Source organism: Paenibacillus sp. GM2, from assembly GCF_900069005.2.
In the GTDB taxonomy this organism is placed as follows: domain Bacteria; phylum Bacillota; class Bacilli; order Paenibacillales; family Paenibacillaceae; genus Fontibacillus.
In genome coordinates this window covers 95,741-114,918 of record NZ_LN831275.1, presented here as the reverse complement: position 1 = coordinate 114,918, position 19,178 = coordinate 95,741, and the positions used below count along the sequence as shown (strand labels likewise).

Below are 19,178 nucleotides of genomic sequence, written 5' to 3'. Positions count from 1 at the left end.
CGAAGGGAGCTCACGAAAATTCATATAACCAAGGAGGAAATACAGATGAAGACGAGAGCAGAGATTTTGGCGAAATTAAAAGCAGAGGTGGCCGCAGGCAATGTGCTGTTGGGTGCTGGCGCAGGAACCGGGATTTCTGCCAAAAGTGCGGAAGCAGGCGGTGTTGATCTCATCATTATTTATAATTCCGGCCGCTACCGGATGGCAGGACGCGGATCGTTGGCGGGCCTGATGGCTTACGGCGATGCGAACCAGATCGTTGTGGACATGGGAAATGAAGTGCTTCCGGTCGTGAAGGATACACCGGTTCTGGCCGGGGTATGCGGCACCGATCCATTCCGGATTATGGACATCTTCCTGAAGCAATTGAAGGACCAGGGCTTCGCTGGAGTGCAAAACTTCCCGACGGTAGGTCTGATCGACGGCGTGTTCCGCGCCAACCTGGAAGAGACGGGGATGGGGTATGGTCTGGAAGTGGAAATGATCCGTAAAGCGCATGAGCTGGGTTTGCTAACGACTCCGTACGTATTTGATCCGGAACAGGCCAAGCAAATGGCTGAAGCGGGGGCAGACATTCTCGTTGCTCATATGGGGCTGACGACAAAGGGGACGATCGGTGCCAAGACGGCCTTAACCCTGGATGATTGTGTAGATAAAATTCAGGCGATCTGTGATGCAGGCAAGGCCGTGAATCCGGATATTATGGTGCTGTGTCACGGCGGTCCTATTGCCGAACCGGCAGATGCGGAGTATGTACTGGCTCGAACGAAGAATGTTGAAGGCTTCTTCGGGGCATCCAGCATCGAGCGCTTTGCAACTGAAGTAGGTATCAAACAGCAAACCGAAGCATTCAAAGGGATCTTGAAATAAGGCAAACGCATAAAAAAAGGTCTATTGCCTCATCCTACAGTTGGACTCTATAACAGCTGAAGGGGGTGCAGGAAGATGGGCAAAAAATCCCAAGGCCTAAGCAAATATGAAGTACAGACAACTCCGCTGAACAAGATGCCGGTTCCCGACAAGCAAAGGGAAGAGTTCGCCAAAGAAATGGTGGAAGATGCAAAGGCGGCATTCGGGCAGGAGCAATCGAAACATAAGAAGTAAAAGGGATTGTGAGATATAGGGTGCCTAATCGGATAGAACCGAAGGGCACCCTTGTTGTTGTGAACATAATCTTAAAGATTGACAGTCCGCAGCCGTGAATTTATAATATCTTATAAAACCAAGTGGATAAGTGTGTTTTAGTGATGCCTAACGGACGAATCCAGACAAAGGAGAGGTTGAAAAGATGGCTGCTGTACATACCTTTAAAGCGACTGCGCATTTGCAGGACGGAGTTCGGGTGAAGACGACTGCCCGCAATTTCGAGCTGACGATTGATGAGCCCAAAAGTTTGGGAGGAACGGATACAGGCATGAATCCGGTGGAAGCCTTGCTGGCATCGCTCGGAGCGTGCCAATCGATCGTAGCCCGAGTGTACGCGTCCAAATTCGGGGTGAAGCTGGATGATTTTCAGGTAGAAGTTGAAGGTGATCTCGATCTGGATGGATTCTTTGACCGTGCCCCAGTCCGGCCTGGATATTCTGATATCCGTTATACGTTCCGTATCAAGACCGATTCTCCCAAGGATAAGGTTGACGAGTTTGTACGCTTCCTGGAGAGCAAATGCCCGGTGGGAGATACGATCGCCAACCCGGTGAATCTTGCATTGGGGAGCATTATCATTAATTCGTAATCTAGTATAGTGCATAAGGATTATATAATTTTTATGATATAAGCCGCCGGAAATCCGGCGGTTTTTCTATTTCCAATGGAGAGGGAAAGGATTAAAATGTCGAGGGAAGAGCGTTAAATGATGAACGAGGGATAGCTGGTTTTTTGTGTATTTGTAGGTATTTGTTTGATATTACAATGTTGTTGAGAAATTGTTCAGTTTGAACTGCTATAATACTCAATATAGTGATCAAAAAAGCTCCTCAAAGCCACAAAATTCCCCAAAATAAGTTTTTAAAGCCATATTTATGCTGTTTAAAATTGAAAATCATCGAAAAATATGAAAATATTTGAAAGTGATAGTAATAAAGTGAAAAAGAGTTTTTTTAGCACGAATTTTCCGTTTTTTGTCGAATCTTCATTTTTACAGGGGACTTGATGATCATATTCGCTGTTATAGTTTATAAATTCTAAGGAGTGGGAGAAATGAATGCCAAGTGCATATCGGTAGTGATCCCTGCTTACAATGAGGAGGAGGTCATTCGGCAATGCTACTATGCATTAACCGATGTGATGATCGCCACAAGCTATGATTATGAGCTTGTCTTTGTAAACGATGGGAGCCAGGACCGTACGTTGGGCATCCTTGATGAATTGGCCAGACTGGATGAACATATCCGGATCGTTAATTTTGCCAGAAATTTCGGCCATCAAGCAGCAGTAACCGCAGGAATCAATATGTCGAGAGGGGATTGCGTCGTTATTATTGATGCAGATTTACAGGACCCTCCTGAAGTGATCCATCAGATGGTGGAGAAATGGGAAGATGGCTATGAAGTAGTGTATGGCAAGCGCAGGAAGCGCAAAGGGGAGACCTGGTTCAAGCTTGCTTCGGCGTCGATGTTCTATCGCTTCCTCCAGCGGATGTCGGATACGGATATCCCTCGCGATACCGGTGATTTTCGCTTGATTGACCGTAAAGTGGTGCATGTATTCAACCGAATGACAGAGCGGAACAAATTTATTCGTGGGATCGTCAGTTGGATCGGATTCAAACAGACCTTTGTTGAGTATGATCGGCATGAGCGGGTGGCAGGTACAACGAAATATCCATTAAGGAAGATGCTGGCTTTTGCTTCCGACGGTATTTTCTCATTTTCGTCCAAACCGCTGAAGCTGATTACCCGGATGGGAATGCTTACTATGGTACTGGCCTTTATTGTACTCGTGTACTCCCTGTGCGCGAAGCTGTTCGACCTTCCTCAGGTAGAACGGGGTTGGACGTCAATTATGACGGCCATTACATTGTTCAGTGGTGTTCAAATGCTATCGCTCGGAGTGATGGGTGAATATATTGCCCGGATCTACGACGAGAGCAAGAACAGACCTCAATATATTGTCAGAGAGACGGTTCATTATCCTCATGAAGAGACACATTCAAATGAATCTTATCAATATTATCCCCCTTCGGAGATGATCACCAAATAACGATTGGAAAGTTGTGGTGCAAGACCTTGAATAGAAGACAGAAGTTGAAGCGAGCCGGGATATTTCTGCTCGTTGTGCCGGTACTGTTCAGTGCGCTTGCAGCTTGCGGCAATAGGCCTCTGCAACAAGGGCAGACGGCTGAGCCAGTCGAACATACACAGCCGGATCGTTCATTGATTAACCGTGATGCGGCATATCGGGAGCGATTGAAGCTGTATCGCCAGCGCACCGAACATTTTGTACTAAGCCAATTATACGGTCCTGATGGAGTGTATACGAACTATCTGGATAGTAATGAGACAGGGACGGCTGCCAGCGGGCATGAGGTGCTCAGCGAATCAGCCGGTTTAATGATGCGCTACTACGTATTAACGAACCGCGAGGAGGATTTTCAGGCGGAATGGGAGCGGGCCAAGCGAGTCTTCGAACTTCCTTCGGGTTTTAGTTACCGGTACAGCCCCAAACAGAGTGAGAAGTATACGATTAATGCTGCGGTGGATGATCTCCGGATCATTCGGGCCCTGTATGAGGCGGGCGATCGGTTTGCCCCGGAATATAAGGAGCTGGCCGACAGCTACGGAGCATTGTTCTATCGTTATAACACCAAGGATAACAGGATGTTCGATTTTTATGATGAGAAATACAAGAATAACAATAACTTTGTCACTCTATGTTATATCGATCTGAAGACCTTGCAGCGGCTGCCGATTCCCGCTGAGCAGAAGACGGCGTTGACTCAAAATATGCAAGCGATATTGCAGAACGGATATTTATCGGATGCTTTTCCTTTCTATGAGACAAGATACGAGTATGATACGGATTCATATCATTCGGAAGGAATTAATACCGTAGAGTCGCTGCTGGCAGTCCTGTCATTAGCAGAGTCAGGGCTGGAGCGTCCTGAGAGCATCGCTTACTTAAAGGATCAGGTGAGTAGAGGAACACTTTACGGCCAATATGACCTGCAGGGCAAGCCGTTAAATCAGATCCAGTCCACCGCAATATATGCCATAGCGGCGATGATCGGGTCGGTTGTCGGGGATGATGGATTATATAGAGATAGCATTCAGCAGATGGAGAAATATCAGGTTCATGATAAGACAAGCCCGTTCTACGGCGGCTTCGGGGACTCAGGGACGAAGCAGGCCTTTTCATTTGATAATTTGATGGCATTGCTTGCCTATGCTCACTAGAGCCGGGGATGGGCAGGCAAGAAGGCAGGTGAAGTCATTTGGCAGATAAGGCTCATGGGTTGAACAAGCTGAAATATAAAATCGCACCGTTCAGCCGTTATGTTTCACCATCTCTGTTCGCAGCGGCACTAGTACTGATCATTACCGTCATTGCCTTGTTCGTGCCGCCCTATATCGGGATGGCTGATAATGGGGACTACTTCCGTGTGTTATATAGCAATGGTTTATACTTCAATACGCCTGATTATGACAGTTTGTATTTAGGCTATTTCAATAAGGGGTTTGGAATCTTTCAGTATTTTAATGAGAATGGGGCGACCTTGACCTCATCGCAATCTCTGCTAATCTGCCTGTCGGTCTGGATCAATCAATGGTTCGACAAGCAGGTGTTCGACATTCGGGTGCAAGGGGCGCTCCTGACTGTTTTATATACCTTTGCCGTCTATCTGTTCGTCGAAGCCATAACCTGGAGAATGAAGCGCAAATACGGGTATATCGTAGCCGTGCTAGCTGTTTTCTTGTTTGCGGACACCGCTTATACTGCTTTTTTTAATTCGTTTTTTAGTGAGAGTATGGTCTGGATTATGCTCATTTATTTATTTGCCTCAGGGCTGCTGTTATTCCGTGGACGATACTCTGACTATGCGATGATGATGATCTTCTTGATTAGCGGGCTCTTGCTGACGACCAGCAAACAGCAAAATGCCCCTGTCGGCATCATTATTGCTGTCATGGGAGTGATTATTATCTTCGTTCGCCGACAGCGCACCTTTCGCGCGATGGTAGCTTCATCGCTTGCTCTGTTGATGTTTGCTGGTATCGCCACCTATGTGCTGATTCCGAAGGAGTTCGTAAACATTAACAAATACCATGCGATGACACGCGGTGTTCTGATGCAGTCTGAAGACCCGGAGGCAACCTTGAAGAGCTTTGGAATTGACAGGCAGTATGCGGTTCTCAATGAGAGCATTTATTATGAACCTTACACGACTGTAGATGTAAACTCTCCGATACTTGAGGATAACTTCTATAAACATTATGGCTTCGTATCCATTCTTGCTTACTATATCAGCCACCCGGATCAAGCGGGGAAGATGCTCGATATTGCGGCGAAAAATGCATTTACGATTCGTCCGCCCGCGATGGGCAACTATGAGAAAGCGGCCGGCAAGCCTTTTGGGACCCAGACGAAATTCTTCTCCGGATACAGTGAACTTAAGCGAGCGCTCGCACCCAAGACCTTCGGCTTCATTGTGATCTGGATGCTGGTCATTACGGGGATATACACCCCGCAGTTTATCGCGGCCGTTAAAGCTCGAAATGTGCGGGGCATGGTACGGCTTCCTCTGGTGTTAATGCTGATGTTTATGGGGCTGTCGGGAATACTCGTCTCGATTATCGGGGCCGGGGATGCGGACTTGTCAAAGCATGAATTTCTATTCACAGCCGCATTTGATTTAGTTACATTCACGGCGATTGCGGATGCCATTTGCCGTAATCTATGGCAGAACAAGCCGACGGTGCATCATGAGCCGTAACGAAGAGGAGAGGAGGATCTGCTTGAGGGGGCATCATCGTCTTTGTCATTGTCGCTGGCTGACTGCGGTATTGATACCGCTTATGATAGGTCTTATTCTTCCCCTGGGTCCATCCCTGGCCCTGGCGGATACGCGGACTTCCTCTTCCTCAGTACTTATCATCTATGACAGCCTGGATGTAGGAACAGAGCGGGAAGGCAATGTGGAAGCTTTGAAGCGGCTGCTTGCCGCATTTCAGGTTCAGGTCACGGTCCAGTCGCTCGATACTTATACTGCAGGAGCGTTGGAGGGGTATTCCGGGCTGATCGAGGTGCAGAACCGCTCTGATCTTGCGGAAGAGAATAGTGATTATTTCAGAGATTTGCAGTCTTATTCGGGAGATATGCTCTACATCGGAGCTTCGCCGCGGGCCAAAATGGTTCATGCATTAGGCCTGCAAGTGCAAGCCGTAGAGAAAATGGCGGATTTGTCGATTGGCCCTTTCTCGCAGAAGTCGATTCATCTTCCATCTATCTATAATTCAAATACACCGAATGTGCAGGAATATGGCACGCTGAAGATACAGGATACCAGTTATCCCTATGGGATGAGCAAGGGAGGGTACGCTTATGTTCCTTTCTTGGAGAAGGATACGTTAAGTGAGATGGCTGTATCCTATGTGCTTAAGGATTGGGTTCAGCAGAGAGAAAACGGCCATAATTATCTTCTGTTCAAAGAGATTTATCCTTTTTCGAACTTGTCTTTGCTGGAACGAATGTCAGATGAGCTGTTTGAGGCGGGGATTCCCTTCATCATTAGTGTGCATCCGGTATTCAACAATACGGATTATCCGTCTATGGAGCGCTATATCAATACATTGAAATATGTTCAGTCCCGCAATGGCACGATCCTGGTCGAGTCGCCTGTTGTCGCAACGACCATTCAGGACCTGGATCGCAGCCTGTATCGTCAGATGGAGCATTTTATTGATGTGCTGGCAGAGGCGGGCGTTGTGCCGCTAGGGATGGGAACGGAAATGTATTGGTCGTATGACGAGCATTTTGTTCAGGAAGGGATGTCATTCTTCGACTCTGTTGTCCTCTTCCCGGACAAGCGCCCGGTCCACAAGGCGGAACTTAATCGGTCGCAGGCGTTCCCGTCCTCGTTATACAGCGTGACTCAATCGTACTTGCAGCGATACTTGATCGAGGGGCGGATGATCGATCCGCCTCCGATGGATCTGGCGATCACATATGATTTTGTACAGACAGAGGAAGAGCTTGCGAGCCTGACAGATCAACTCCGCAACACCTGGATTCATTTCGAAGACTATAAGAATGAGGTGCATGCCGTAGCGACTGAGGCCAATCAATTAGGATCAGAGCGTGGCTCACTTATATTAAACGGAACGAATATAGGCATTCAGGCCGGCCATGTAGAGACAAGCTCTGATTACGAATATAAGCAGCAGGAGCAAAAAAGCTTTGAAACTTGGTTTTCGGTCCAGAACAGAATTTTTATCATTATCATTTTTATCACCTTGTTCGTATTTTCCGGTTTCCTGATTATTGGATATCGCATGTATAAAAGGAAATTTTATAAGTAAGGAGGCAGTCATGACTGCTGCAGATATCTTAATGCTGATCGCTGTCATCAGTATATGGTCGCTGCTTCTCGTTAATGTGGTGCTGATCATTTCCGGATACCTGTACTACATGGAGAATGAGAGACGCGAGGTGCCGCCGCTTCCGAAGGAGATTCCCTTCGTCACGCTGATGGTGCCGGCCCATAATGAGGGGAAGGTGATCACGCAGACGGTAGAGGCTTTGCTTGCCCTGGATTATCCGCATGACTGTTATGAGATCATCGTGATTAATGACAATTCGAGCGATAATAGCCGCGAACTCCTGGCGAAGCTTCAGAACAAGTACACGGGACGGAATTTGATCGTCATTAACACGGATCATATTACCGGCGGCAAAGGCAAGTCCAATGCTCTAAACATTGGCTTCAAACAGAGCAAAGGGGAATATATCGCCATTTACGATGCCGATAATACGCCGGAGAAGACCGCTCTGCGCTATCTTGTCGGGGAAATTACTCATGATCAGACACTGGGAGCGGTGATCGGCAAATTTCGTACCCGTAATCGCAATGCCAGCCTACTCACACGCTTTATCAATGTTGAGACGCTGTCCTTCCAATGGATGGCTCAGGCCGGGCGTTGGAAGCTCTTCAAGCTGTGTACCATCCCGGGGACAAACTTTATTATGCGCCGGGAAATTATTGAGCGGATTGGCGGCTGGGATGTCAAGGCGATCGCCGAGGATACGGAGATCAGCTTCCGCATTTACATGATGGGCTACCGCATCAAGTTCCAGCCCAAGTCGGTCACCTGGGAGCAGGAGCCGCAGACGTTGAAGGTATGGTTCAAACAGCGGACGAGATGGGCAAAGGGCAATATTTATGTTATTGTCAAAAACTTGCCGCTCTTGTTCGATCGTTCAGCGAGGCGGATTCATTTTGACCTTCTCTATTTCTTATCGATTTACTTCTTATTGCTGACTTCGCTCATTATGTCCGACGTTCTGCTTATTTTATATGCATTGGGGCTTGTTCATACTACGATAGCTGGCCTCAGTTCATTCCTGTGGCTGCTGGCTATCATCCTATTTGTGACGGGGACCTTCGTGACGTTAATTACGGAGAAGGGAGAGATGAGGCTCTCCAACCTATGGATTATTATGCTGATGTATGTTTCTTATTGTCAGTTGTGGATGGTCGTAGCTGCTTACGGCCTATATAACTACATCAAGGATCTGATCTTTAAAAGAGAAGTAAAGTGGTACAAAACCGAACGCTATTAAGATAAGGGGGAGAAACGTGAAAAGAAGGTCTATGATCTCAGGTATTTTATGCTTCATCCTATTCGTAATATCCTGCGGCCAGGTATATGCCGAACCCGTACAGAGTGGAGACAAGTTCACTTATGAAGCGCCTTTGACTTCATCGAACGTGTCATTATCGGGGGTTACGGCAGCGCGAACGTTGTATGTTCAGCTTGAGGATTACTGGGATGTTAATACGCTGACTCTAAATCTCGATTATCAGGCCACCCAGCTATCAAGAAGGGAAGTATCGAGTGTTACGCTCAAGATGAATGGTACGGCATTTTATTCTTTCCGCCCTGTGGTGGATGAACAGAAGAGGCAGACGATAAGTGTTGCTGTGCCTAAGAATCTGCTGGTGTCAGGGAGTAACTCGCTCTCCATCGAGGGATATATTGTGACCCATTTGCCGGATCAAATCTGCGTGCCTGTAGAGAAGCGAGACAATTGGCTTGAGTTGTACAAGAGCTCCTATATTACAGTCAATTATTCCAAAAAAGACATTGGAGAAAGCATTCGTGATTTCAATCAACGGTTCATCGGTCTGGATTCGTTAGAGCAGGGGCTTAGCGCGCTTAGCGTTCCCAAGGACAGCGACCCGGCTGAGCTTGAAGCGGCGATATATGCGCTTTCCGGCTTTGCCAAGGGCAACCGCTCGGAGAATAATTCAATACCGATGCTTCCGTGGGGAGACTCCACGCTAACTGAGCGCGAGACAGTGGTGGTTGTATCGCTATATAAAGATTTGCCGGATCAATGGAAGCAGGCCCTGGGACAAGTCAGCCTTGCGGATAAAGCGCTGATCCGCGTCGTGAAGTCGGGCGGGCAAACCGCGCTGATCGTGACATCAGAGGACCCTGCTCTGCTTAAGAAGGCGGGACGCCTGATTGGGAATCAGACGTTGATAGACCAACTGGACGGAGCGGAGAAATGGCTTGATGCCGACACGAGGGTAGAGACGCCGGAGATTAGCGTAAGCCGCAATGTAACGCTTACGGAGACCGGGGACAAGCTGAACGGGATGATGCATCAAGAGAAGAGCTACTTCGTCTCGCTGCCAGCGAATCGCTTCATTGCTGAATCGAGCAAGATCAGCCTTGATTTCCGCTATTCGGACAATCTGGATTTTGACCGTTCGCTCGTGACGGTTCTCATTAATGACACGCCGATTGGCAGCAAGAAGCTGACCAAGGAGGCGGCGAACCAGGATCAGCTTACACTGACGATTCCGAAGAATCTTGAGGTTTCAGGCAATTTCTCGGTTACGGTGGCCTTTGATCTGGAATTGATCAGCGCCGGCTGTATTGAACTTCAGGATCAGATGCCCTGGGCGTTTATTACCAAGGATTCTATGCTTCAATTGAATACGAAGGATCGCACGGACTTGTTGTTCAACAATTATCCGAATCCGTTCCTGAGGGATGCGAGCTTCAACAAGATCGCAGTATTATTGCCGGAGCAGTTGGACTCCTACGGCTATCAGACTATCGGCAATCTGTTCCATTTGCTTGGCAAGTATGCGGAAGCCAATACTGGCGAGGTAAGTTTCTATACCGACGGCAAGCTGCCGGGAGAATCCGAGCTGCAGCAGCACAATCTCATTTCCATCGGTTCCTACAAGGATAATGCCTGGCTTCAGAAGAACAACAGCAAGTTGTTTTTCCAGTACGGGTCCAATGGGGAAGGGATACAATCCAATGAGAAGATGAGTATCGAGGAGAACTACGGTAAGCGGATCGGCACGCTGCAGTTAATGGAGTCTCCTTATGCGAAGGGATATGCCTGGCTTGCGGTTACAGGGGCAAGCTCGAAATACAGTTACCTGGCTTCGGGGCTGCTGGCAACGGACAGCGCCAAATGGAAGGTCTATGGAGACGGTGTTGTCACCGATGTAGACGGCAATACGAAGGCTTACCGCTTTAAGAAGCAAGCGGAGCCGAAAGATCAGGGCCTAGTCGCACAGATTACCGAACGAGGCGATGTCATGGGCTTTATCGTGGCCGCTGGACTTACCTTCCTCCTGGTGGTCGTATCGCTTGTTCTCATGATCCGTAAGCATAGAAAGAGAGCGGGGGGAGAGTCATGAGGCGCTATCAAAGCAGTTTGTTGTCGGATGCGGCATTTCTGCTGCTGTTTGTAGTCTGTTTCATCCATATCGTGTTCACGGCGGGGGACCCGGACCGCTATCTTATCAACATGATTTTGTTGAATATATCGTTCCTGGTGGCTGTAATAACTTACTTCACCAGCATCACCGTAGGGCTGATTCTCAACATCGTGTTTATCTTCGGATATGGTACCTATACGATTTATCAAACAGTGATTGTCGGCGAGCCGCTTCAGAGCTATCATTACTATTGGCTGGTAATGATGCCGGTTCTGACGGCGGTTATCGCCCTGCTGACCTATGCTAATCGGCGTCTCCAGCAGGAGAAGGAGCAGCTTCAAGCGAAGAATGCATCATTAGCTACCTTAGATGAACATACCAATTTGAAGAATACCCGCTCTTTTCAAAGCGATGCCACCGTGTTCATGGCGTTGTCCAAGCGTTATCAAATCCCGTTAACTCTGGTCGTCATGACGGTCAAACATTGGGACGAACTGAGCCGGATGGTAAGTCAGGCCCAGATCACCGATATGGTCTATGACATCTCGCGAATGAGCGAGACGAGCATTCGCATGAATGATTCCCTTTATATGCTGAATGCAGATCATCCTACTTGGGGACTTCTGCTGTTCACGGATGAGGATGGCGCCAAGATCGTGGTGCAGCGTCTGAAGGAGAAGGTGGAATCGTTCAACAATATTGAGTTCTCGAACAAGTACAAGCTTGATATGAAGCTGACGATCGGAGCGATGCAGTATTCTGAAGAAGTCGAGACTCCACTTGATTTTATCGCGAAGGCGCGGCAGAAGATGGAGTATGACGTATAGTGCATCTCCCATGAGTACGGTTTTCAGTACCGGATAAAATCCGTTTTTTATCAAAAACGCACTTTGTGAACTGACTGGGTTAGAAAAATTGGATGGAAGGTGAGATCCCTATGAAGTCTAATGCGATGCGTGATTCACTACGTTCCTTTATCCTCTTTGGCCTTGTAGGGATCGTAAACACCGGCGTAGACATCGGCGTATTTGCGTTGTTAACCTGGTGGCAGCTGCCTTGGCTTGCAGCGCAGATCATTGCTTATGGATGCGGGGTACTGAACAGCTTCCTGATGAACAGGAAGTGGACATTTAAGCAGGAGGGCGCGCTGACCAAAGGGCTGCTGCGCTTCGTCTTGCTGAATCTGCTGACGCTGGGAGTTACTTCCGCCTGCATGCTGCTCTTGCATGAGCAGCTTGGCATCCCGCTATGGATAAGCAAGGGAGCGGTCACGGTTCTCGGCGTAATTTTAAACTTTGCCGGCAGCCGCTGGTGGGTGTTTCGCAAGGAACCGCATATTCGGCAGAATCGGGAGAAGGCCGTGGTTCGTGAGTTAACAGGTAAAGAAATGCAGTAGAAATTGGGGCGCTCTTGCAGATATGCTGATCTGTAAAGGGGCGCCCCTTTCATATCCTGATCTGATGATCAATAGAGGAATTTGGCGGTATAATCTTGTAGATGAAGTATAGGGGTTTGAAATGAGGAGGAGATGAGAAATGACGAGAAGCGCATGGTCGACCCGAACCGTTGATAGTATTCCCTGGCAGCGACTGACGACCGCTTATGGAAGAGGCACGGATATTCCTAGACTGATCGAGACGAAGCAGTACGGGGAACTGGCCCATCTGATTGAGCATCAGAGCACCTTATGGCAGACAACGCCATGGGTATTGCTCATTCTTCTAGGTCAGCTTGCAGAGAAGCTTCCGGAGCAGGTCACAACAGAGGAAATCGCCCTTTATTCAGCTGTCGCGTCTGCTATCCTGATCGATTACATGAACCCGCAAAATACGGTTGAGTCGATGGAGGAATTGCTGGATGAGGCCTATTTATGGCCGGAGTACGAAGAGGATGATGAGATGTCATGGGAAGCTGAGGAGCCTCCGGGTTATGAGCAGCGTCCTTTTTTCAGTTACTATTATTTCAGTTATGTACAACTTAGAGAGGCCATTCCCGTCTTCGTCAGCATCATGAACGACAACGATCAGCAGGCTGCTGCCATTCGGGAACTGCTATCTATGCTGGATCCGGAAGATAGCAGTGATTAGTACTGGCAAGGCATCATCAATAGATTATGAAATTAACTCCATAGAAGGGCAAACCGAGTTTTCCAGCAACGCTTTGAGATGCCGTATTCTCCGTTACTGTGCTGTATAGGGGGAGATTCCCTGCCTTGCGTACTGCAGCCGCCCATCCGGCAACGACAGGGCCAGCATATCCTCTTCCGCGATACGGTTCCAGCGTTTCGAGACCCGCTTCATGGGCTTGCGAAGTGATACGTACGCTACGGCAGATTGAGACGGCCTGGTTATTGTGAATCCATGCTACGCAAGGCTGCGCATAGTCGATCTCAGAGATAAGCCATTCGAAATCTATGGGCAGCCATTCCAGAATATTAGAACGGGTAAGGCTGATTACTTGTATGGATGGAGGAACAAGCGGAGGAATAAGGTAGCAGGGTCCCATGGAAAAGCTCTCTCCTTGCAGAAGGCTCATGTACGCCCCGAAATGCCTCGGCTTTGTCTGAAAATCCTGAACAGCGGCTTCATCGGCACATAGCTCCTGCAACTGCGCGATAAGCGTATCCTGCACATCATAGCGGAAGCGACAAATCGCTTTCCCGTCTGTTGTTCTACCCAAGAAGAACCGCGGGGCAGGGGCTTCCCCAGGCCAAGGCTCATTGACGGAATGAAGTCGTGTATGCTGGTCATGTGTAAAAAGCGCCTCAACATGAAGCTGCATCAGATCGTGAGCGCTCGGTTGATTTCCTTTCCAAATGATCATGCTTAGATCTCTCCGTTCTTTACGGTGGTGATTGATTAGAATAAAGAATACCACCTCTATAGTATCAGAATGAACGAGGGATGCTTCAGAATAGTTGACTATAATTGAAAATTTCCTGTTTTTAAGATGGCGGCCCTGCTCAACTGGAAAGGGCTCCTGTCTATGCCGATCGTATGGGCCGAGCGTTACGGGTACTTGGTTTATTCGGCGCAATTTCACTATAGAGGATAAGATTTGAACAGGGACAGGGGTTGAAGAAATAGAGAGTAGAATAGCTTTAAATTTTTGCTTTAAGTTTCTCCCTGTGGTGGCTACAATAACATAAATAGAGCAAAGAAATGAAGGGGTGCGAGACTTATGAATATACAGGAAATGAGGGAGCATCGTCAGTACCCGGACAATATCGGGCAGGAAAAGAGCCGCGCGACCTTTGAACGCGATTATTCGCGATTGATTCATTCGCCAACCTTCCGTCGTCTGCAGGGCAAGTCGCAGGTATTTGGGGCGGGCACCGGTGACTATTATCGGACCCGGCTGACACATTCGCTGGAAGTGGCGCAAATCGCTCGGGAAGCCGCGCGCAGTTTGCTTCGCTCCTACCCGGATGTCGCCCTGGATCAGGCCGATCATCCCGGATTGATCATTGATCCGGAGGTTGTCGAGTGTGCGGCGATCTGCCATGATTTCGGGCACCCTCCCTTTGGACACAAAGGTGAAGAGGTGCTGGACCATATATTGGAGAAGCTGGTGGAAGAGAAAATCGGGCAGGCCTTGAAGAACAGCAGCCCAAGCCCTGAGGAAGAACAAAGGGTCCGGGAAGCTGTAAGGCGGAAGTATGAGCATTTTGAAGGGAATGCCCACAATTTCCGGCTGATGATGTTCCTGGAGAAGCGGGAGAATATCGACGGACTGAACTTGTCTGACGCGGTACTGCTTGGGACGAATAAATACCCTTACCCTGGCACCGTTAATAAAAAGGGCCTCTACCTGCACGAGTGGGAGTATATTTCTTACATTCGTGATCGTTGGGGGATTCCCAAAGGTAAAAAAACGTTCGAAGCGCAGCTGATGGATTTATGCGACGATATCGCCTATTCGGCACATGATCTGGAGGACGGCATCAAAGCGGGAAAAATTGAGGTGCATGAGCATTTTCTCAAGGATTCGAATATTCAACGACTGATTGTCGAGAAGATTATGACGCTGGAGGATTTCTTCTGGGTGGGCTGGGTCCCGGAGAAAATCCAGGTGAAGGTCGAAGAGGTGCTGGATTCGTTCCTGCGAGTCTGGAATGAGAAAATGCCGATTTGTGGTCATGATTATTCCCGGACACGTCGCGAGGTGAAGGCCTATTGGGTCAGTTTATTCGTCTCCAGCCTTGGCGTTGTCTCGGATGGCAATTGGCAAAAGGTGACTTTCGTCAAGGAGGGACGGGAGGATGAGGATATGCTGCGTACAGTAAGCGTGCTGAAAAGCTTCGCATGGGTAACGATGATCCGTGACTTGCGCGTACAGCGGCTGCAGAAGCGCAGCGCTTGGGTTATCAAGCGGTTATGGGACGCGTTTGTCGATCCAGAGACGTCCAAGTCGATCATCCCGGGCGACTGGCTGCGTCGCTTCGACCGCGATCAGGCAAGGGAGAAGCCGATATGGACCTGGGAGCATATGATCATCGACTATATCGCAGGCATGACAGACGCTTATGCAGAAAAAATCTATAATGAGCTGTACGGACTGAAGGTAGGTACCATTTACGATATGGATTAATAAAAGAAGGAGCAGGCTTATTAGCCTGCTCCTTCTTTTATTAGCTCTAACGAAACTGTGGAGCGTTATTCAGGAACAAAAAGGCCCTTGGGAATTTTAACGAAACTGTGGATCGTTATTTAGTCCATTTTGGCGCGAAAAGCCTCGATTTCCCCTGAATAACGATATGAGGTTTCGTTAGATATCTTCTGCCCCTATTTTCGAGCAAATAGCGCTCTGGAGTTTCGTTAGATTCTTGACAGTGGGCAAGGCGTTCTCGAATCTGGGTATAGTCTGAACCTGCCTGCTAGCTCTAACGAAACTGTGGAGCGTTATTCAGGAACAAAAAGGCCCTTCGGAATTTTAACGAAACTGTGGATCGTTATTTAGTCCATTTTGGCGCGAAAAGCCTCGATTTGCCGCGAATAACGATATGAGGTTTCGTTAGATATCTTCTGCCCCTATTTTCGAGCAAATAGCGCTCTGGAGTTTCGTTAGATTCTCGACAAGTGGGCGAGACTTTTCGAATCCGGCATAGTCTGAACCTGCCTGCTAGCTCTAACGAAACTGGGTATCGCTATTTGTGCTCAAAACAGTTCTCTAAAATTCTAACGAAACTGGGTATCGCTATTGGTTTACATAAGTGGACCAGACGCCCTATTTTCTGTAAATAACGATCTGTAGTTTCGTTAGAATTTATTTAGTTCCAAATTGGCGCTAATAGCGATCTGTAGTTTCGTTAGAATTTAGTTGCCGCTAACTGGCGACAATAACGGCCCGCAGTTTCGTAAGAAATTAGCTACCACCAACTGGCGCCAATAGCGATCCGTAGTTTTATTAGATTTTAGTTGCCGCCAATGGCACCAATAGCGGTCGGCAGTTACGTAGGATTTTAGTTGTCGAAACTGGTGCCAATAACGCTCCGTAGTTTCGCTAGAGTCTTATAGCGGTGGGTTTGCGTGGCATTTACGGCATACCGGATAGTATGATTCGTTGCCGCCGATTTGAATTTGCTCACCGGTATAGACAGGCTTACCGTTCTCTACCCGCAAATTCATCGTTGCCTTGCGCGCACAGAACCAGCAGATCGTCTTCATTTCTTCAATCTTATCCGCGTAGATAAGCAGTTGGCGGCTGCCCTCAAACAGGTGATTCTGGAAATCGTTTTTCAGCCCGAACGCCATTACCGGAATATCCAGTTCGTCAACGATCCGGACTAGTTGCTTGATACTGTCCTCACCCAGGAATTGGCATTCATCGACCAATACGCAATAGAGCCGAGGGCTATGGCTTTTAACGATGCCGAAAATGTCCGTATCCTTGTTCATCGGAATGGCTTGCCGGCGCAGCCCGATCCGAGAGGACACGAAGCCGACCTCATCCCGATCATCAACGGCAGGAGTAAAAATAAGTACAGGTTTGTTCTGCTCCTCGTAGTTATGGGCCACCTTCAAAATTTCAATCGATTTGCCGCTATTCATTGCCCCGTATTTGAAAAATAATTGTGCCAATCTATGTCGCCCTTTCTCTAGTTCTTATCAATAACCATGATTATTCTACCACATATTTATAGGCGGAATGAATGCCTAATGAGAGAGCAACATTTCCAATATCGCCCCATGATATAAATAGACATGAATTCGATATTAGGAGATGAGGAAATGGGTAAATTAGGTGGAAAAATTGCTTTAGTAACCGGTGCAAGCCGGGGGATCGGTCGCGGCATTGCTTTGCGTCTGGCACAGGAGGGCGCGTTCGTTGTCGTACACTATGGAACCAGGCAAAATGAAGCGGAAGAAGTAGTTGATAAGATCAAGCAGAGGGGAGGAGCTGCAATCGCAATCGGCGCTGACTTAAGAACGCTTAACGGGATTTATAATCTATATGCGTCCTTGGATGAGGCCCTGCGGGAACGTACCGGCGATAATCGGCTGGATATTCTGGTAAACAACGCTGGAGTCGGTCAAATCTTGACCTTAGAAGAGGCTACGGAAGAATCTTATGATGAAGTCATGAACATGAATGTTAAAGCGCCGTTTTTTGTGACCCGACAAGTGTTGCCGCACCTGAGGGATGGAGGGCGTATTATCAATGTATCCTCATTTGTCACACGTGTAGCCTCCCCTAGCGTCTTTACTTACAGTATGTCGAAGGGGGCGATTGACGTGCTTACGCTGGCTTTGGCACAGCAACTGGGAGGACGCAATATTACAGTAAACGCCATTCGACCTGGCATTATTAATACAGAGATGAATGCCGCAACGCTACAAAATCCGGATGGACAGAAATATGCCGCTGGTCTCTCAGCCTTCAATAGATGGGGGGAGCCTGAAGATGTTGCGGATATTGCTGCTTTTCTTGCCTCATCGGACAGCCGTTGGGTAACAGGTCAGTTCATTGATGCCAGCGGCGGATCCCATCTGTAATTGCTTAAGCCTCAAAGAGAGCTGCAACAGCTTGTCCATCAGGACCTGTTACAGCTCTCTATCTTGCATTCAACGTGGTCTTCTCATAGCATTATCGCTTCCCGGCATTAGCCAGTATTTCTCCAGCTTCCAGCTTCGACATTTTGTCGTAGTTATAAATCTCCCCGCTATCGGCCACCAGCTTCCGAATGGCAGCCAGCTGCGTCATTGTTGCTGGCTGCGCCTGAATAAGTTCCATCATATTGTCATGCGCAATCTTCCTGGCAAGCTCCGGGTCATCCAGCAGGTACAGAATTCGATACATCGCGTCGATGGCCTGTTCCTCGCTTCCAATGCCATAGCCCGAGTCCGTACTGAGCATGAAGCGCTTCGGATATTTCCTCATTATCGGTATAAAATTTTCGGGATGCCCTCCCCCTTCGGGATTATAGACGGAGAACCCGGCGAAAAAGTCAGCATATAGATTCGAATGCTTGCCAAGTAGACGATCGATCTCCTCTGGTGAGCTGTAGGCGTTCATATGACCAAAGATAAAGGTTGTGTTCGGGTAGGCCTCCAGTGCTTCTTCCAGCTTGAGAATCGGATAGCCGTTGGGCGGATCAATATGAAGCAGAATGGGGGCTTTATAAGTCGCAAGGAGTTCATAGATGTCAGGCAGGAACCCATCCATAGGGTCCGAGGCCTTCCAGGCGACACGGGATACGACGGGGGAGAAGGTCGAGGCGGCGGCAATCTCGCCAAGTCCGAAATAACCCTGCTCCAGATTGTTGCGAATGACGTCCAGACTGCCTTCGTCATGAAGGTCGAAGCCTGAGAAGAAGGGGAGAAATTGCTCGGGAGAGCTCTGATAGGCTGACCAGGCGACAGCATCTGTACCGATCGCGCTGGGCTCGGATACATCGCCGAAGAGAACGACTTTGTTGATATGAAGTCTCTTCCAGGGCTCAAGCATCGAGAAGTAACGTGAGCCCGAGGCATCGTGGTTATGTACGTCGATTAACTCCAGGGGCTGAAAAGCATCGACAAGCTGCTCCAGGGTTGGAGTATCTCCGGCCTGCTTCAGCTTCGCTACGCGGTCTGCTACCTCATTAAGGGCGTTGGCAGCCGTTGTTGTGTCTGCTCTCTTAAAAGGCCAATAATGCTTGTTGTGCAACCCAATAGCGGCGACGACAAGGATGCAGCAAACTATCAGTAGAGTTAGACTCGCCTGCTTTGGATTCAGACTCTTTCTCATTGTGAATCCTCCCTCTAGAGACATCTTCTATAAACTCCAAAAT

At 48.4% G+C, this 19,178-nt stretch carries 17 protein-coding genes; 14 read left to right on the top strand and 3 right to left on the bottom strand.

The window, feature by feature from the left end; all coding sequences use genetic code 11:
* Window positions 1-45: 45 nt before the first annotated feature.
* The 12 genes from BN1360_RS02265 (at window position 46) to BN1360_RS02210 (ending at window position 12,993) form a co-directional block, all read left to right on the top strand.
* On the top strand, window positions 46-870 hold the full coding sequence (locus BN1360_RS02265) for a phosphoenolpyruvate hydrolase family protein (protein WP_068778287.1): 825 nt from the start codon (window positions 46-48) through the stop codon (window positions 868-870).
* Between the two features lie 75 nt (window positions 871-945).
* The gene (locus tag BN1360_RS02260) at window positions 946-1,104 is read left to right on the top strand and encodes a hypothetical protein (protein ID WP_157259333.1); all 159 of its coding nucleotides are present in this window, start codon (window positions 946-948) and stop codon (window positions 1,102-1,104) included.
* A 184-nt stretch (window positions 1,105-1,288) separates the two neighbouring features.
* Window positions 1,289-1,735 carry an OsmC family protein gene (locus BN1360_RS02255; RefSeq protein ID WP_068778286.1) on the top strand — a complete coding sequence of 149 codons (447 nt, stop codon included), beginning with the start codon at window positions 1,289-1,291 and terminating at the stop codon, window positions 1,733-1,735.
* 464 nt (window positions 1,736-2,199) lie between these two features.
* Window positions 2,200-3,201, top strand: a complete 1,002-nt coding sequence (locus BN1360_RS02250; protein ID WP_068778285.1) for a glycosyltransferase — start codon at window positions 2,200-2,202, stop codon at window positions 3,199-3,201.
* A gap of 26 nt (window positions 3,202-3,227) precedes the next feature.
* Window positions 3,228-4,394: a hypothetical protein gene (locus BN1360_RS02245; protein WP_069188266.1), complete on the top strand. Its 1,167-nt coding sequence runs from the start codon at window positions 3,228-3,230 to the stop codon at window positions 4,392-4,394.
* A gap of 38 nt (window positions 4,395-4,432) precedes the next feature.
* Window positions 4,433-5,932 carry a glycan biosynthesis hexose transferase WsfD gene (gene wsfD / locus BN1360_RS02240; protein ID WP_195714219.1) on the top strand — a complete coding sequence of 500 codons (1,500 nt, stop codon included), beginning with the start codon at window positions 4,433-4,435 and terminating at the stop codon, window positions 5,930-5,932.
* The gene (locus BN1360_RS02235; protein ID WP_229520760.1) at window positions 5,922-7,517 is read left to right on the top strand and encodes a hypothetical protein; all 1,596 of its coding nucleotides are present in this window, start codon (window positions 5,922-5,924) and stop codon (window positions 7,515-7,517) included. The genes wsfD and BN1360_RS02235 overlap by 11 nt, the downstream gene beginning before the upstream one ends.
* 10 nt (window positions 7,518-7,527) lie before the next feature.
* Entirely contained in the window at window positions 7,528-8,778 is a 1,251-nt protein-coding gene (locus BN1360_RS02230; protein WP_068778282.1) for a glycosyltransferase family 2 protein, read from the top strand.
* 16 nt (window positions 8,779-8,794) lie between these two features.
* Window positions 8,795-10,885, top strand: coding sequence for a cellulose biosynthesis cyclic di-GMP-binding regulatory protein BcsB (locus BN1360_RS02225; RefSeq protein ID WP_068778281.1), 2,091 nt, complete (start codon window positions 8,795-8,797; stop codon window positions 10,883-10,885).
* Window positions 10,882-11,733, top strand: a complete 852-nt coding sequence (locus BN1360_RS02220; protein ID WP_068778280.1) for a diguanylate cyclase — start codon at window positions 10,882-10,884, stop codon at window positions 11,731-11,733. The genes BN1360_RS02225 and BN1360_RS02220 overlap by 4 nt, the downstream gene beginning before the upstream one ends.
* A gap of 110 nt (window positions 11,734-11,843) precedes the next feature.
* A complete protein-coding gene (locus BN1360_RS02215; RefSeq protein ID WP_068778279.1) occupies window positions 11,844-12,302 on the top strand; it encodes a GtrA family protein in 459 nt (152 codons plus the stop codon).
* Between the two features lie 139 nt (window positions 12,303-12,441).
* On the top strand, window positions 12,442-12,993 hold the full coding sequence (locus BN1360_RS02210; protein ID WP_068778278.1) for a hypothetical protein: 552 nt from the start codon (window positions 12,442-12,444) through the stop codon (window positions 12,991-12,993).
* A 16-nt stretch (window positions 12,994-13,009) separates the two neighbouring features.
* Here the strand turns inward: BN1360_RS02210 and aac(2')-IIb are convergent, their stop codons facing one another.
* Window positions 13,010-13,729 carry a kasugamycin N-acetyltransferase AAC(2')-IIb gene (gene aac(2')-IIb, locus BN1360_RS02205; protein WP_068778277.1) on the bottom strand — a complete coding sequence of 240 codons (720 nt, stop codon included), beginning with the start codon at window positions 13,727-13,729 and terminating at the stop codon, window positions 13,010-13,012.
* Window positions 13,730-14,086: 357 nt separating this feature from the next.
* On the opposite strand from aac(2')-IIb, the gene BN1360_RS02200 reads away from it, so the two are divergent.
* Complete coding sequence (locus tag BN1360_RS02200; protein WP_068778276.1) at window positions 14,087-15,496, top strand: deoxyguanosinetriphosphate triphosphohydrolase family protein; 1,410 nt, start codon at window positions 14,087-14,089, stop codon at window positions 15,494-15,496.
* A 920-nt stretch (window positions 15,497-16,416) separates the two neighbouring features.
* Here the strand turns inward: BN1360_RS02200 and BN1360_RS02195 are convergent.
* Window positions 16,417-16,986 (bottom strand): thymidine kinase, encoded by a 570-nt coding sequence (locus BN1360_RS02195; protein WP_068778275.1) that lies wholly within the window; start codon window positions 16,984-16,986, stop codon window positions 16,417-16,419.
* A gap of 150 nt (window positions 16,987-17,136) precedes the next feature.
* Here BN1360_RS02195 and BN1360_RS02190 point away from each other — a divergent pair, with 150 nt between their 5' ends.
* Window positions 17,137-17,901, top strand: coding sequence for an SDR family oxidoreductase (locus BN1360_RS02190; RefSeq protein WP_068778274.1), 765 nt, complete (start codon window positions 17,137-17,139; stop codon window positions 17,899-17,901).
* Between the two features lie 91 nt (window positions 17,902-17,992).
* Here the strand turns inward: BN1360_RS02190 and BN1360_RS02185 are convergent, their stop codons facing one another.
* Window positions 17,993-19,135 carry an amidohydrolase family protein gene (locus tag BN1360_RS02185; protein ID WP_068778273.1) on the bottom strand — a complete coding sequence of 381 codons (1,143 nt, stop codon included), beginning with the start codon at window positions 19,133-19,135 and terminating at the stop codon, window positions 17,993-17,995.
* Window positions 19,136-19,178 lie beyond the last annotated feature (43 nt).